At 63.9% G+C, this 13,461-nt stretch carries 15 protein-coding genes and 1 other annotated feature; of the genes, 11 read left to right on the top strand and 4 right to left on the bottom strand.

Annotation, left to right across the window (positions count from 1 at the left end):
- From EAX62_RS15580 to EAX62_RS15535, 10 genes are all read left to right on the top strand, one after another.
- Positions 1-659: ATPase, T2SS/T4P/T4SS family (locus EAX62_RS15580; RefSeq protein WP_199711333.1), on the top strand; the 659-nt coding region annotated here is incomplete at its 5' end.
- A complete protein-coding gene (locus EAX62_RS15575) occupies positions 656-1,504 on the top strand; it encodes a type II secretion system F family protein (RefSeq protein WP_121902647.1) in 849 nt (282 codons plus the stop codon). The genes EAX62_RS15580 and EAX62_RS15575, both read left to right, overlap by 4 nt.
- Positions 1,501-2,400, top strand: a complete 900-nt coding sequence (locus EAX62_RS15570; protein ID WP_121902646.1) for a type II secretion system F family protein — start codon at positions 1,501-1,503, stop codon at positions 2,398-2,400. Before EAX62_RS15575 ends, EAX62_RS15570 begins: the two co-directional genes overlap by 4 nt.
- A gap of 23 nt (positions 2,401-2,423) precedes the next feature.
- On the top strand, positions 2,424-2,603 hold the full coding sequence (locus EAX62_RS15565; protein WP_121902645.1) for a hypothetical protein: 180 nt from the start codon (positions 2,424-2,426) through the stop codon (positions 2,601-2,603).
- A gap of 25 nt (positions 2,604-2,628) precedes the next feature.
- Entirely contained in the window at positions 2,629-2,976 is a 348-nt protein-coding gene (locus EAX62_RS15560; RefSeq protein WP_158600706.1) for a TadE/TadG family type IV pilus assembly protein, read from the top strand.
- A 26-nt stretch (positions 2,977-3,002) separates the two neighbouring features.
- The gene (locus EAX62_RS15555) at positions 3,003-3,614 is read left to right on the top strand and encodes a hypothetical protein (RefSeq protein ID WP_121902643.1); all 612 of its coding nucleotides are present in this window, start codon (positions 3,003-3,005) and stop codon (positions 3,612-3,614) included.
- 341 nt (positions 3,615-3,955) lie between these two features.
- A complete protein-coding gene (locus EAX62_RS15550; protein ID WP_147454140.1) occupies positions 3,956-4,525 on the top strand; it encodes a hypothetical protein in 570 nt (189 codons plus the stop codon).
- A gap of 46 nt (positions 4,526-4,571) precedes the next feature.
- Positions 4,572-4,967 carry a TadE/TadG family type IV pilus assembly protein gene (locus tag EAX62_RS15545; RefSeq protein WP_158600705.1) on the top strand — a complete coding sequence of 132 codons (396 nt, stop codon included), beginning with the start codon at positions 4,572-4,574 and terminating at the stop codon, positions 4,965-4,967.
- A 127-nt stretch (positions 4,968-5,094) separates the two neighbouring features.
- A complete protein-coding gene (locus tag EAX62_RS15540) occupies positions 5,095-5,448 on the top strand; it encodes a pilus assembly protein (RefSeq protein ID WP_147454139.1) in 354 nt (117 codons plus the stop codon).
- A complete protein-coding gene (locus EAX62_RS15535; RefSeq protein ID WP_121902639.1) occupies positions 5,445-8,639 on the top strand; it encodes a tetratricopeptide repeat protein in 3,195 nt (1,064 codons plus the stop codon). The genes EAX62_RS15540 and EAX62_RS15535 overlap by 4 nt, the downstream gene beginning before the upstream one ends.
- Before the next feature lie 417 nt (positions 8,640-9,056).
- Here EAX62_RS15535 and EAX62_RS15530 read toward each other — a convergent pair whose 3' ends face one another.
- Both EAX62_RS15530 and istA read right to left on the bottom strand, forming a co-directional pair.
- On the bottom strand, positions 9,057-9,248 hold the full coding sequence (locus EAX62_RS15530) for a hypothetical protein (protein ID WP_121902638.1): 192 nt from the start codon (positions 9,246-9,248) through the stop codon (positions 9,057-9,059).
- Positions 9,249-9,384: 136 nt separating this feature from the next.
- Positions 9,385-10,422, bottom strand: a complete 1,038-nt coding sequence (gene istA / locus EAX62_RS15525) for an IS21 family transposase (RefSeq protein WP_199711332.1) — start codon at positions 10,420-10,422, stop codon at positions 9,385-9,387.
- A 43-nt stretch (positions 10,423-10,465) separates the two neighbouring features.
- Here istA and EAX62_RS15520 point away from each other — a divergent pair.
- A protein-coding gene (locus tag EAX62_RS15520; protein ID WP_233558005.1) for an IS3 family transposase occupies positions 10,466-11,730 on the top strand; the annotation gives its coding sequence in 2 pieces (ribosomal slippage) (positions 10,466-10,769 and positions 10,769-11,730; 1,266 coding nt in all).
- Positions 10,765-10,899: a sequence feature (AL1L pseudoknot), on the top strand. Its footprint overlaps the gene before it by 135 nt.
- On the opposite strand, the gene EAX62_RS15515 is transcribed toward EAX62_RS15520, so the two are convergent.
- Positions 11,709-12,344 (bottom strand): alpha/beta fold hydrolase, encoded by a 636-nt coding sequence (locus EAX62_RS15515; RefSeq protein WP_158600704.1) that lies wholly within the window; start codon positions 12,342-12,344, stop codon positions 11,709-11,711. The genes EAX62_RS15520 and EAX62_RS15515 overlap by 22 nt on opposite strands.
- 88 nt (positions 12,345-12,432) lie before the next feature.
- Positions 12,433-13,101 (bottom strand): TetR/AcrR family transcriptional regulator, encoded by a 669-nt coding sequence (locus EAX62_RS15510; RefSeq protein WP_147454138.1) that lies wholly within the window; start codon positions 13,099-13,101, stop codon positions 12,433-12,435.
- Between the last annotated feature and the right edge of the window lie 360 nt (positions 13,102-13,461).

Raw genomic sequence — 13,461 nt, 5'->3', positions numbered from 1 at the left:
GGGCACTTGCCCACGAGTTACCTGCCCATGTGCAGATCGGCACCATCGAAACCGAGTTCGAGCTGTTCCTGCGCGATACCGGCCACCATCAGGTGGTTCACGAGTGGCAGGCCAACCCCGGCACCGGTGAACTAGGCCCGACCGGACGCCGGGCCGGCGAGTACACAGTCCGCGACGCCCTGGAAGACTCGTTGCGGGCGAACCTCGCCTACACCATCGTCGGGGAAGTTCGTGGCGACGAGGTCGTGACCATGTTCAAGTGCATGCAATCAGGATCCGGGTCAATGTCGACCACCCACGCGAAAACCGCCGAAGGTGCCATCCGTAAACTGGTCACCTGCGCCACCCAGGCCGGAGCCAACATCACCCGCGACTACGCCCTCAACGTCATCGCCGAAGACATCGACATCATCATCCAACTCCAGGTCGAAACCCAACCCCTGCCTGACGGGTCGTGGCGCAAACACCGCTGGGTCTCCGAAATCATCGCCGTCGAGGCCGGTGAACAGGCCAAGGGCTACGCCACCACCACCCTCTTCACCACCCAATCTGGAGCCCGTTACGCCACCGCACAGCAGATGCCCACCCGGCTCCAAGACCTGACCCGCCACGGCTTCGACCTCGACGCCTTCAACGCCGAGCAGGGGGCAACACCATGATGCTTGTTGCAGCACTGGCCGGGGCCCTCGTCGCAGCCGGGATCGTCACCGGCATGTGGGCTTTCCAACCCGAACCACCCACAGCGAAGCGCCCCCGCAGGGTGTGGGGGGTCAAGGCCAGAACCAGAGCGTTGCTGCTGGCAGGGGCCGCCGCCGGCACCGCCATCGCAGCCACCACCGGCTGGCTGATCGCCATCGTCGCCATCCCCGCCGCTGTGGTGGTGGGGGACCGGGTTGTGCGGCACCGCACCCGGTCCGTGATTGCCCGCCTCGACGGGTTGGCGGAGTTCGCCCGCGGTATCGCCGGGGTGCTGGGTGCCGGACGCGGAATTGAGCAGGCGATCCTCCAGGCGTCCCGCTCCACCCCGAAAGCCATCGAACCTGAAGTGGGGAAGCTGGCCGCCAGGATCCGCGCCAACTTCGACATCAGCCGTGCGTTGCGGGCTTTTGCCGAGGACTTCGACGACGCCACCGCCGACCTGTTCGTCGCCACACTCCTGCTCGCATCGCAGCGCCGAGGCCCCGGCCTGGCATCGGTGATGACCGACATGGCCGCTTCCGTCGACGCCGAAGTCAGAGCCCGCCGCGCGGTGGATGCCGAGCAGCAGAAACCCCGCACCGCCGCCCGCATCATCACCGCCATCACCGCCGTCCTCCTGGCAGGGCTGGCCCTGTCCGGGGACTACGTCGCCCCCTACACCACCCCGATCGGGCAGGTGTTGCTGACCGCCTATCTGTCCGCGTGGGCCCTTGTCTTGTGGTGGATGTCACGCATGACCAAAGACCAACCCATCCCACGCTTCATCGGCACCACCACCACACCCGAAACCGGGGTGCGGCCATGATGACCGGGCTCCAACTCGCCATCCTCTCCGGCGCCATGCTCGCCGGCGGCATCAGCCTGCTGGTATTGCGGCTCGCACCAGCCCCCACCCACCTTGGCGACGCCATCGCCCGCCTGCGCCCCCTCACCGTTCAGATCACCACCACCGGCCCAACCCACCGACCCGACACCGAAACACGAGTCGGGTCCTGGGCACAGAAACACCTCCCAGCGGGGGTGTGGGGGACACCGCCCGAGCATGATCTGGCAATCCTGCAACGCACCCGCACCTCCTTCTACGGATCCAAAATCATCGCCGCCACCATCGGCCTCATCATCGGCCCCCTCCTCACGCTCGCCGCCATGGCACTCGGCGTGGGTGTTCCGTTCGCGATCCCTGTGATCGGATCCATCGGGCTCGGTGCGGTGATGTGGCTGATGCCCGGCGCCGAAGTCAAAGACAAAGCCCGCCTCGCCCGCGCCGAGTTCTCCTACGCGCTTGGAGCATTCGTCGAAATGGTTGCCCTCGAGCGCCTATCCGGCTCCGGGGTACCCCAGGCACTGCAACGAGCCGCCGACATCGGCGACTCCTGGGCCTTCCAACGCATCTCAGCCACCCTGAAACGCACCGAATACACCGGCCACAACCCCTGGGACGCACTCGAAGACCTCGGCAACGAACTCAACCTCACCGACCTGGCTGATCTGGCCGACATCATGCGCCTGGCCGGCGCCGACGGCACCCAGATCTACACCTCACTCAGAGCCAGGGCCGCCACCATGCGCAACGCCCTCCTGACCAACCACATCGCCGCCGCCAACCGCACAGGCGAACGCATCGCCATCCCCGTCGGCCTACTGGTCATCGTCTTGGCCATCACCCTCATCACACCCGCATTCCTACGCATGATCACCTAAAACCCAGCAAGGAGTCACACGACATGTCCACCATTACCACCCTCCTGACAGCACTCCTCACCCCGCCCGCAACCAGACGAAGGGATGAGCGGGGCCTGTCCCAGTCCGTCGAGAACGCTGTCCTCCTCGGCGGCGCCGTGGCCATCGCCACCCTGGTCATTTTCGTCATCACCGCCTATGTCCGCGCCAACCTCCCCACCTAACCCCCGCCCCCACGGGGAGCGGGGGATGAGCAACACCATCCAGCTCACACTGCTCTTTCCCCTGGTCTTCGCGGTCCTGCTACTCACGCTGCAATGGGCCATGGTCTCCTGGGCCAATGCCACCGCACTGGCCGCCGCCCAAGACGCCGCCCGCATCACCGCCGCCCTCAACTCCACCACCGCCCCCGGCAACACAGCCGCCACCACTGCGGCCGACAACGGATCCCTCACCTCCATCCACGTCACCATCAACCGCGGAGCCACCGCGACCACCGCAAGCGTCACCGGAATCGCCCTCACCGTCATCCCCGGCTTCCACCACACCATCACCAAAACCGCCCAAGCCCCCACCCAACGCATCACCCAATCCTGAAAACCCAACCGGCAGGAGCACCCTCCATGAGAACCGCCATCACCGCCGTCACCACCCTGGCGCTCGGACTGGGAGCCCTCACCGCCTGCAGCACCACCGACCCTGACCCCACCACCACACCGACTATCGTGGCGACCACGCCGACGGCGTCGACCAGCCCTATCAAGTCGCCCAGTCCCAGCGTTACGCCAAGTACCACACCATCGGCGACCTTGGACGCGGATCAACTCGCAGCCCAGAGCGTCGTCAACGAGTTCTTCCGCATCTCGAACGAACTGTCGAGGAACCCCGAGCTCCCACTCCAGCCACTTGCGGACATCACAACGGGACAGACACAAGCGATCTACGTCAAGGAGGTTGCGGACTTCCGGGCTATGAACGCCATCCAAATCGGTGATGTCAGCTGGATCGTCGTGGCGGTCGGCCCCTTGACCCAGGGGGACGTTGGGAAAGTTGTAGTGGCGGACGTCTGCACCGATAACTCAGCGATGGATGTAATCGATCAGCAGACAAAAAAGTCCATCCTCCCGAAGGGTGGGTCAACCACAATTCGCTGGACCATTGACGTCGTTGAGGAGAACGGTTTCTGGAGGGTCGGAGACCTTACGACCACCACTGTCAAGGGGTGCCCGCAATGAAATCCCGGCTTTTGGTGATACTTCTATTCGCCACTGGCTTCTTGTTGGGGACCATGCAACCAGCTGCCGCCGAAACAACTTGTGTCCGACTAAGTAGCCGGGGATTCTGCCTCCTCTCTGCCGATTCACCCGGGTCCCAAAACGCTTTGAAAAGCGATCCTCGCAGTGGCGCCTCGGGTGGGGGAGCGGAGACCAGGGAGTGCCGCTCCGGAATGGAGGTCGTGCCGTGCAACGGTGCGACTGGCTCGTGGGATGGCGGCAAGTCCTGCTACGTAAGGGTCGCCTCGCCACAGCCGAAAGATTTCATCCCTCTGAGCAACGGTAGGGATGGTGGGGTGATCATGGAATGCAGCTACCCAGGGGCCGGTGCGGCGGCGTTCCAGTTCTGGGTTGCCACAGCCGACGCGGCGGCTGCACCTGATCCGCGGGTGCTGGCACAGACGGCAATCTCCCGGATGGATTTGCACGCCATCAGGATTGGGTCGATTCCTCACACGGTGGAGAAGTCGCCGATGTCGCTCGGAGTCGTGGGATGGAATGCGTGGATGTGGGTTGATGGAGCATCCGCCACCACCTATGGCCCGGTCACGAAGTCTGCTTCGGCTGGCGGTTACACCGTGACCGCTACCGCGCAGGTGGCTGAGGTCGTATGGAACATGGGCAACGGCGACACGATCACTTGCGGCAAGGGCACCCCCTACCCGGCCACCACCGAGAAGGACCCGGAATCCCCGGACTGCGGATACCGCTACACCCACGACGGCCGATACACGATTACCGCCACCACCCGCTGGAACATAACCTGGGTTGGCATCGGACAATCTGGGGTGATCCCCATGGAACTGAGCGCCACCGGAGTTCTGGCGATCGCCGAGATCCAGGTCCTCAACATCCCCGTCGAACAACACTGAGGGAAGGCAACTGTCGATGCGGTTAAGGAGCGATGAGCGGGGATTCATGGTGGCGATCGAAGCCGCCCTGCTGTTGCCTGTGTTGCTGCTCGTGGTCGGGCTGGTGATCGTTCTCGGACGCAGTGCCTTGGCCGAGCAGGCCGTCGGTGGGGCCGCGGCGAACGCTGCCCGGGCCGCCTCCATGGAGCGCACCGCCGCCGACGCAACTGCGGCGGCCAGTATCACGGCTGGGGTGTCGCTGGGGGAGTCCTCCATCAGCTGCGGCGACCATTCTGTGTCGGTCAACCCTGCAGGTCTTGCGTCCCGGCCCGGGGTGCCGGCGTCGGTATCGGTGACAGTCACCTGCCAGGTGATCTTCGACCTGTCTCTGCCGGGATTCCCGGCCCAGACCGAGGTCAGTGCCACCCGGTCCTCGCCCGTCGACACGTTTCGGAGCCGATGACATGCCATCGCCAGAGGTCAGCACCACAAGGCCAAACCGGAGGGCCATCCCGGCGCGCAGGGCGTGGGGGAGTGGGGGTGGTCGTGGTGAGCGTGGTGCGATCAGTGTGTGGGTCAGCATGTCCTTGGTGGCGTTCATGATCTGCGTTGGGATCGGTGTCGACTTCGCCGGACAGGCCACTGCAGAACAACACGCCCGCGCAGTGGCGGCTGAAGCTGCCCGCGCCGGTGGCCAGTTCCTGCAGGTCCAACCCGGCCTCCGCCCTCGACCTGATGTGTACGCAGCCACCCAAGCCGCACAGGCCTACGTTGCCGGCTCCGACTTCACCGGTGACGCTACCGTCCAGGCAGGGACGATCCGGGTGAGCGTCACAGGCACCTACCAGTGCCAATTCCTCGGAATCATCGGCATCAACACCCTGCCCCTCCACGGAGACGGCGCCGCAACCGTGATCCCCGTCATCGCAGGGGAAGAAGCATGAGAAATCCTCAACGGCTCCAAGGGCTTGCCGCCACCCTCGTCCTGCTGGCCATCCTGGCCGGCGTCCCGGTAGTACTTGTGGGGTTGGCGACCAGGCCCGGTTTCCTTCCCTCCTGGCTGCGACTTACTACCGCCTTGAGCGCACCCGATGACGGCCGTCTCCTGATCGTGGTGATCTGGGCCGCTGCCTGGATCGTTTGGGCGATGATGGCATGGCTGATCCTGCGAGAGGTCGCCGCCACCATCCGCGGCATTCAGACTCCGCACCTGTCGGTCGTCTCCCTTCCTCAAGGGATGGCCAGACGCCTCGTCGCCGCCTCGGCACTGCTATTCATCGCGCTACCCAACGCCCCGACCCCTCAGATCGCCCACGCCGACCCGGGGCCCGTCGCCACCGACACCGCCGTGCCTACCGCCGACTCGGATACCCAGAATCCGCATTCATCGACGACGAACCAAGCCGAGGTGGTGGTGGTCCCCGGTGACACCTTGTGGGGGTACGCCGAGACCTACCTCGGGGACGGGAACAGGTGGCCCGAGATTTACCAGAGGAACCAGGGCCTACTCCAAGCTGATGGGGGTAGCCTCACCGACCCGAATCTGATCCGGGATGGCTGGCAACTCACCGTCCCTACCGGATTGTCTACCCCCACCCCGCCACCGGTCACGCTCGCGCAGCGGGAGGTGATCGTCGGACCTGGCGACACGTTGTGGGGCTACGCCGAAACCTTCCTGGGGGATGGGAGCAGGTGGCCCGAGATCTACCGCGCCAACCAAGGCCAACCGCAAGACGAGGGGGGTGCGCTCACCAACCCAGACTTGATCCTTGACGGCTGGCGCCTCACCATCCCCGTCGGCTCGCCTACCCCTACTCCCACTCCCACAAGGCACGATACCCAGCCCGCCGCACCTACCCCCATCACATCTACCCCGGCCGGTGACGACATCCCACCCAGTCCGGGTTTGGTAGCCCCCACGAGCTCACCCGGAAAGGAAGCCACGCACGATCCACCTGCGGTGGCGGTTCCCCCGACACCACCACTTGCCTCTCCATCACCCGACGCGACCACGCCAGCTGTCCCCACGACCACCGAGCCAGCGGTGGTGGGTGAGACCACGGAGGGTGTGGGGGAGTCGGGGGAGTCGGGGGAGTCGGGGGAGTCGGGGGCGTCTCCGGTGTGGCAGGTCGCCGGGTTGGCCGGGGCGGGACTCTTCCTCGGTGCTGGGGTGTTTGCGGTGCTGCGCCGACGACGCAGTGACCAGTTCCGGCACCGTCAACCCGGGCTGATGATCAATATCCCCGACAAGATCGTGGCCCCCATCGAAATGACCGCCACCCTTGCCGCTGGGCTGTCAGCCCATTTGTTGGGCCGTGTCGATGACGTGCTGCGTGCCACTGTCAGGACCGTCATGGACGTCCCTGAAGTATCTGCGGTCGGGGTCGGTCGGGATGGCACCATCACGCTCCACACCACCACTGAACTGCCAGGACCCTGGCAGCGCGTGAGTGGCGGCTGTGCTCTGCCCCCCGACACCACACCGGAGCCGGTCGGCCCCCTCAACCCTGATGCGCCGGCCCCGTACCCGCTGTTGGTCACCATCGGCGTCGACGACGACGGCATCGCGTGGCTGCTGAATCTGGAGCATCGCGGCACGCTCACGGTCGGTGGGAATGAGGTGATGCGGGATGACTTCCTGCGCTACGTGGCGGCTGAACTGGCCGTCAACCCCTGGTCCCGCGACGTCAACGTCGCCTGCCTGGGCATCGCCGCAGAAACCGTACCCATGGCACCCAACAGGTTAGACCTCACCGAAGAGCAAGCCACGGCACTGGCTACGAGCAATGTGGAGCGTGCTTCACGCTCCGGCACCACCGCGGCCGCCGGGCGCCTCCACCAACTCGAGGATGAGGCCTGGCCGGCAGTCGCGGCAATTTCTGCCGCCCACACCACCACCGGGCAGGAACTGCAGCACCTCATCGAATCCCATCCACGCCTGACAGGTGCCGCTCTTCTCCGCTGCACTGGAAAGGCTGCTGACCTGGAGCTCACCGGCCAAGGGCGGCTCATCGGGTGCGGATTCAACCTGATCCCCGTGGGCCTCACCGCGGATGAAGCCGCGGGCTGTGCCGCCCTCCTTGAGGCAGCAAACAACACCGACCCCGGTCAACCAGTCGAGCCGGCCGACACCATCAGCGACAAGACCGGCAACCTCCTGCCCTGCACCACCGTCGATCGATACGACAACCACACGGCCGCCTACGATCCGATCCTCCCAGCACCCGACGATGAGTACATGGAGGTTGCCCCCGTGACCCGCGTCGACCTGCAACTCCTCGCTCCTAAAGTCCTAGCCGAGGCTGCTGAACAGATCCTGTCGAGCGACCCCACTCTGGACCGCGACGTCGCAGCCTGGTTCTCGCCGCGCTGCCGCCAACCGCGACTGACGTGGCTGGGACCGGTCACTGCACGCTGTCACGGCACACCGCCGGCCAAGTCCAAGGCCTACTACGTCGAGGCGATGTCCTTCCTTGCCGCGCACCCCGACGGGGTCACCAACGACCAGCTTGTCGACGCGTTCACGATCACCCGCGAGCGAGCACACACCATCATCTCCAACCTGCGGAAATGGGTCGGAACCAACCCCCAGACCAAGCAGCCCTACATCCCCGAGGCCAAAAAATCTCCCCAGGCTGAAGCCCGCGGCATCGGCCTCTACCTGGTGGAGAACCTCCTGATCGATGCCGACTTGTTTCGGAGGCTCAATACCCGCGCACACGCCAAAGGTCCCGACGGTATCGCCGACCTCGAAACTGCACTTACCTTGGTGACCGGGCGCCCCTTCGACCAACTCAGACCCACAGGCTGGGCGTGGCTGGCCAACGGAGACCGCATCGACCACCACATGACCTGCGCCATCGGCGATGTCGCCCACATCCTCGTCACCCACCACCTCCACGCAGGCAACCTGGCCGCGGCCCGCCAAGCAGCCGAAACTGGGCTGACAGCGGATTCGGAATCGGAAACTGCCTGCATGGATCTGGCGCGCATTTTGGTCAACGAAGGCAACACCGAAGCCGCCCACCAACTTCTCACCGGTGCACTCGCCGATGGCTCTGACGGTGACCCCATTGACCCCAGCGACCGCGCTAGGCAGATCCTGATGGGCAAGAACCTCCGTAAGACTGCCTGACCGGCGGCGGCTACCTGGTCGATGCGTGCCTTCTTGGACATAAGACGCGAAAGCGGCGGATTCAAGTCCCTTCTTCGGTACCCTTGAAATGTAGTTTGACTAGTACTTTTGTTGATGGATCATTTCTGTGGAGGATTTCGTGCGTCATACGTGCAACATGTGTCTGCGGTGAGTGCGGCCCTCTTGGTGGGGTGCGTCTTCGATCGACGTTTCAGGACTAGCTGTGGTGAGGTGACCGTATGAGCCCTGCCTCGAGGCGCTTTGGCCGGGACCCGTCCGGCAGTCAATCCACGGATTCAGGCTAGATCCGACTTGGCCGCCAGGCCGATCTTTCATGGGGCTGTTCCGTGTGTCGTTCTCCGGCTTCGGAATCTCTTTGAGGGTGGTCCGGGGGCAGCGCCGGGTTCCTGCGCTTGACTATGGGGTCAGCCGGTGGAGGAGCGCTCGTGTGCCTGCTGCGGTGAGGTAGTAGGCAATCAGGCTGATGGTAATGATGGCGGCGACGAGGAGTATGTCGTCGGTCTCGAGGGTGGGGATCTCGTATTCCGGCATTACGAGCAGTTGGAGTTTGAGGTGGCCTTGGGCGATCAGTAGCAGGCTGAACCACACAACTCCACTGATCGGCCCTAACGTTCGACCGATGAGTGCTGTGGTGAGACAGGTTAATCCCAGGACTGTTGCGACGTTGGCGGAGAACGCGAAGACGGCGGCACGGGCAGGCTGCGGTGCAGCAGCAACACCGAGATCAGTGCCTTGGTGCCGCTCTGATCGCCTGCGGCGGCCCGGGCTGCGTCCCAAAACTTCTGGTGCATCGGGGTGAAGGTGCCCGCGGCCCGGGCCTGGACCAGGGCAGTGGCGCCGGGCAGGGCCCCGGGTTTCCGACCCAGGGTCTCCAAGTAGTGATCCAGTTGGAGGGTGTCTCGGTGTACTTGTGGACCGAGCGGACATGCTCGGCGACGACGGTGCCGTCAACGATTGCGGTGAGCGTGAATGCTGCCAGACGGACTTGGAGTCGTCGGCCGGCGTAGCGGGCCGGGACCGAGTAGTACGACTGGCGGACACAGATCCGGGCCTTGCCATCAACCCTGCACGACAGCTGTGCCGCAACATCAAACGGGCCCGCCTCAGGCAGCGGCCGCAAGATGAGGAGTTCCCGGGCGGCGGCGGTTTTCACGTTCTCCGCCCGCCCGGCGATATGGCGGTAGTCATCGGTGGCATCAGCTTTGGCCATGTGCTGGTTCAGCTCCGCCAACGACGCGAACTCGGGCATCGGGACCAGATGCCGTCGGCGGAACCGTCCGACTTCACCCTCAACCCCGCCCTTCTCATGCGCCCACTCGATGCCGGGGATGCAGAAGAACGAGTCAAACCCGTAATGGGAGCGCATCGCGATGAAGCGTGGGTTCTCGAGACGTTCCCTGCCCAACGCGACCCGGGTCACCGCCGGTTTCAGGTTGTCGTAGCTGATCTTGCGTGTGGGGACCCCACCGAGGCGGGCGAAGGCTTGGACGTGGCCGTCGAGGAAGGATTCCTGGGACTGGTTCGCATACGCAACATGGACCGCCTTGCCCGAGTGTGACAGGCGCAACACGAACATCCACACCTTCATCACTACCCCGGCGATGCGGGCGGTGAACTCCCCGAAATCGACCTCGGCTTCCTCCGCCGGCGGATGGGTTTGCGGGACAGCGACCTCGCCCTGTTTGACGCCGATCTCGTAGCGCAACTGCGCCACCAACGCCCGCACCGACGACTCCGCCACCTGAGCGTGCTTGAATCGCACTGGGATACTTGGAGACTCCTGAGTTTGGAACGAGGGTGGGGTCATGCCGAACGAGGGATCAGCGGGTAAGACGACGACGCGTCGGTATTCAGAGCAGGAGAAGGCTGCAGCGGTGCGGATGGTCAGGGCGCTGCGGGCTGAGCTGGGGTCGAGCCAGAACACCGTGGGTCGGGTCGCGACGCAGTTGGGCTACGGTGCCGAGTCGGTGCGGGCCTGGGTTAAGCAAGCCGACATTGAGGACGGCGTGACCGCGGGTGTCACTTCGCAGGACTCAGTCAGGGTCAGGGAGCTCCAGCAGGAGGTTCGGGAGCTGCGCCGCGCCCATGAAATCCTGAAGCGGGCAGCGACTTTCTTCGGGGCGGAGCTCGACCGCCAACAGCAGAAGTAGTCGTGTTCATCGACGTGAACAAGGACGACAAGGTTGAGGGACGAGGGCTCGGAGTCGAGCCCATCTGCCACGTGTTGCAGATGGCTCCGAGCACGTACTACGCGGCGAAGAACCGTGTCCCCTCGGCCAGATCCCTGCGGGATGAGGTGTTGGTGCCGCAGCTGGTGGCGTTGTGGGAACACAACTTTCAGGTCTACGGAGCCCGGAAACTGTGGAAGGCCGCCCAACGGGCCGGGCTGGAAGTTGGCCGCGACCAAGTGGCCCGGCTGATGCGGGTCGCTGGCATTCAGGGTGCTTCCCGGTCCAGACGGGTCAGGACCACCCGTGCGGATCCGGCGGCCGTGCGGCATCCGGACTTGGTGAAGAGGGATTTCACCGCTACCGGGGCGAATCAGTTGTGGGTGACGGATCTGACCTACGTGCCGACGTGGGCCGGGGTGGCGTATGTGTGTTTCATCACGGATGCCTACTCGAGGATGATTGTGGGGTGGCGTGTTGCCTCGAACATGCGTACCCCGATGGTGCTTGATGCGATCGAGATGGCCCGTTGGTCCAGAGGCCGGCAACACCGCGGGTTGCGGTGTCACTCCGATGCGGGGTCGCAATTTACATCCATTCGCTACGGGGAGCGTCTTGCCGAGATCGGGGCCACCCCGTCAATTGGGGCCGTCGGGGATAGCTTCGATAATGCCCTCGCGGAGACGGTGAATGGCTACTACAAGGCAGAACTCATCTACGGACCCACCCACAAGGGCCCGTGGAAAACGGTCGAGGAAGTAGAGCTGGGGACCCTGACGTGGGTGTACTGGCACAACCACGAGCGTCTCCACGGCTACCTCGGAGACGTCCCACCAGTGGAGTACGAGAACACGATCTATGCTGACGAAACCACCAGCAATCAACTGGCCGGAATCAAATAGTCCGGGTCTCCTTCAAACCCAGGGCGATTCAGTTGGTCATGAGTCCACAGGATGGGTAGGTCGTTGGGCAGTGGGGGGAAGCCAATCGTGGAGACGGACGTGTTGACTGCACGCCATATGCGCAAGAAGTCGCGCTTCCCAAGGGAGATAAGGCATTCAGCCATGTAGGCCTGAGCGGCTGTCCGTCGGGCGGTGCTGGTTGCGGTGAGGCGGACCAGGCTTTTCCAGGGCCAAAGTTGGAATACTGGAATGGTGGCGCGTAGCGCCATCGCGTCGAGCCGGGACAAAGGGATGCTGATGAGAGTGCTGCCCACCACGACCAAGGCGCGGCATCGTTCAGGGTTACGGGTGATGGCGTGCTGAGCCACGTAGCCGCCGAGGGACTGTCCCACGTACACGGCCTGATCAATGTTGCGGTCGTCGAGTACCGCGAGATAGTCCTCTGCGTAGTCGTCGATGGTGGGTGTCTGCAGCATTGGTCGCGATTGTCCGTGACCGCGGCCATCCACGACGATCACGCGGTAGCCGGCGTCGAGGAGCGGTCCCACTTGTGCATTGAACATTCGGTGATCTGCGGTTGCTCCGTGATGCATGACTACAGCGGTTGTGGTCACGGGCCCGGCTTCCCACGCATGGATCCGACATCCGGGCCGGTCGACGGTGAAGGGTGCCAGGGCTGGATGTGAGGTTGTGTAGTCGATCTCAATCATCGAGGTTCTCCTTTGTAAGCCTGTTTAACATCTGGGAATACGCCTCAGGGACTTCAACGTGAGCCGATGGGATGCGCTCCAGGCCGCCGAGCAGATCAGCCATCGTTATGAGGCTGGCTCGAAGGTGCTCGGCGGAAATGGGGCCCAATATCCGTGCGGCTGTGAGCAGTCCGATGGTGTAGCTCGACATCGTCAGCGCCAGGCCTTCGAGGTCGACGCCCTCCTTGAGGAGGCCCGCTTCTGATAGTTCGTGGAGATAGTCACGCAGGCCGTCGTGTCGCGTTTTGTAGCGGTCCTGGTGCATTGACGCCACGGCGTCCCCGAGCACGCCATCAGGATCCAGAAAGGCTGCTGTGTAGAACGGGTCGGCGAACAGGACCTCGGCGCCCACCAAGTAGACATCAGATAGCTTGGTGGGGTCATGTTTTCCCATTGACAGCCGACGGGCAACATCCTGTGCCATGACTCTTGTGCCATCTCGGAGCAATTCCTCCACCAATGACGATTTGCTTTCAAACTCTAGGTACAACGCCCCCGTGCCGATTCCCACAAGTTGAGCGAGTGTGGTCATTTTCATGGCTTTGAAACCGTCGCGTACAAGAAGGTCCCGGGCAACAGCAAGGACTTTGCTGCGCCGGTCAGTAATTGTCGGTCGCGGCACGGACAGCCTCCCGTGACGTAGTGAATATTTCGTCGAATCAGTTCATCACGACGAAATAGGCGCTGTCAAGCGATCTCCGACATGGCGACTGCCGGTGCCGTTGGGGCGGCCCAAACAGCAACGCCACAGGAGCCAACTTCGCCGGCTGATCGAATCAAGGTACTCCTGCTGCTCGTCCAAGGAGTTTGGGACTACTAAGCCCGTTGACCGCCATCATCTGTCGCACTCTCCGCCGCACCGTCCGACTTCACTGTCAGCTTCGTTCAACGATGCTGACCGCTGCAGTGTCGATTCGGAACCTACCCCCTGATTCTTGAAGTGGCACACACCTAGTGCATTCCGGATTTTGTTGCGCTGTGG

Origin of the sequence: Tessaracoccus antarcticus (assembly GCF_003688855.1) — a bacterium.
GTDB classification, from domain to species: domain Bacteria; phylum Actinomycetota; class Actinomycetes; order Propionibacteriales; family Propionibacteriaceae; genus Arachnia; species Arachnia antarctica.
This window is presented reverse-complemented; position numbering and strand designations above follow the sequence as displayed.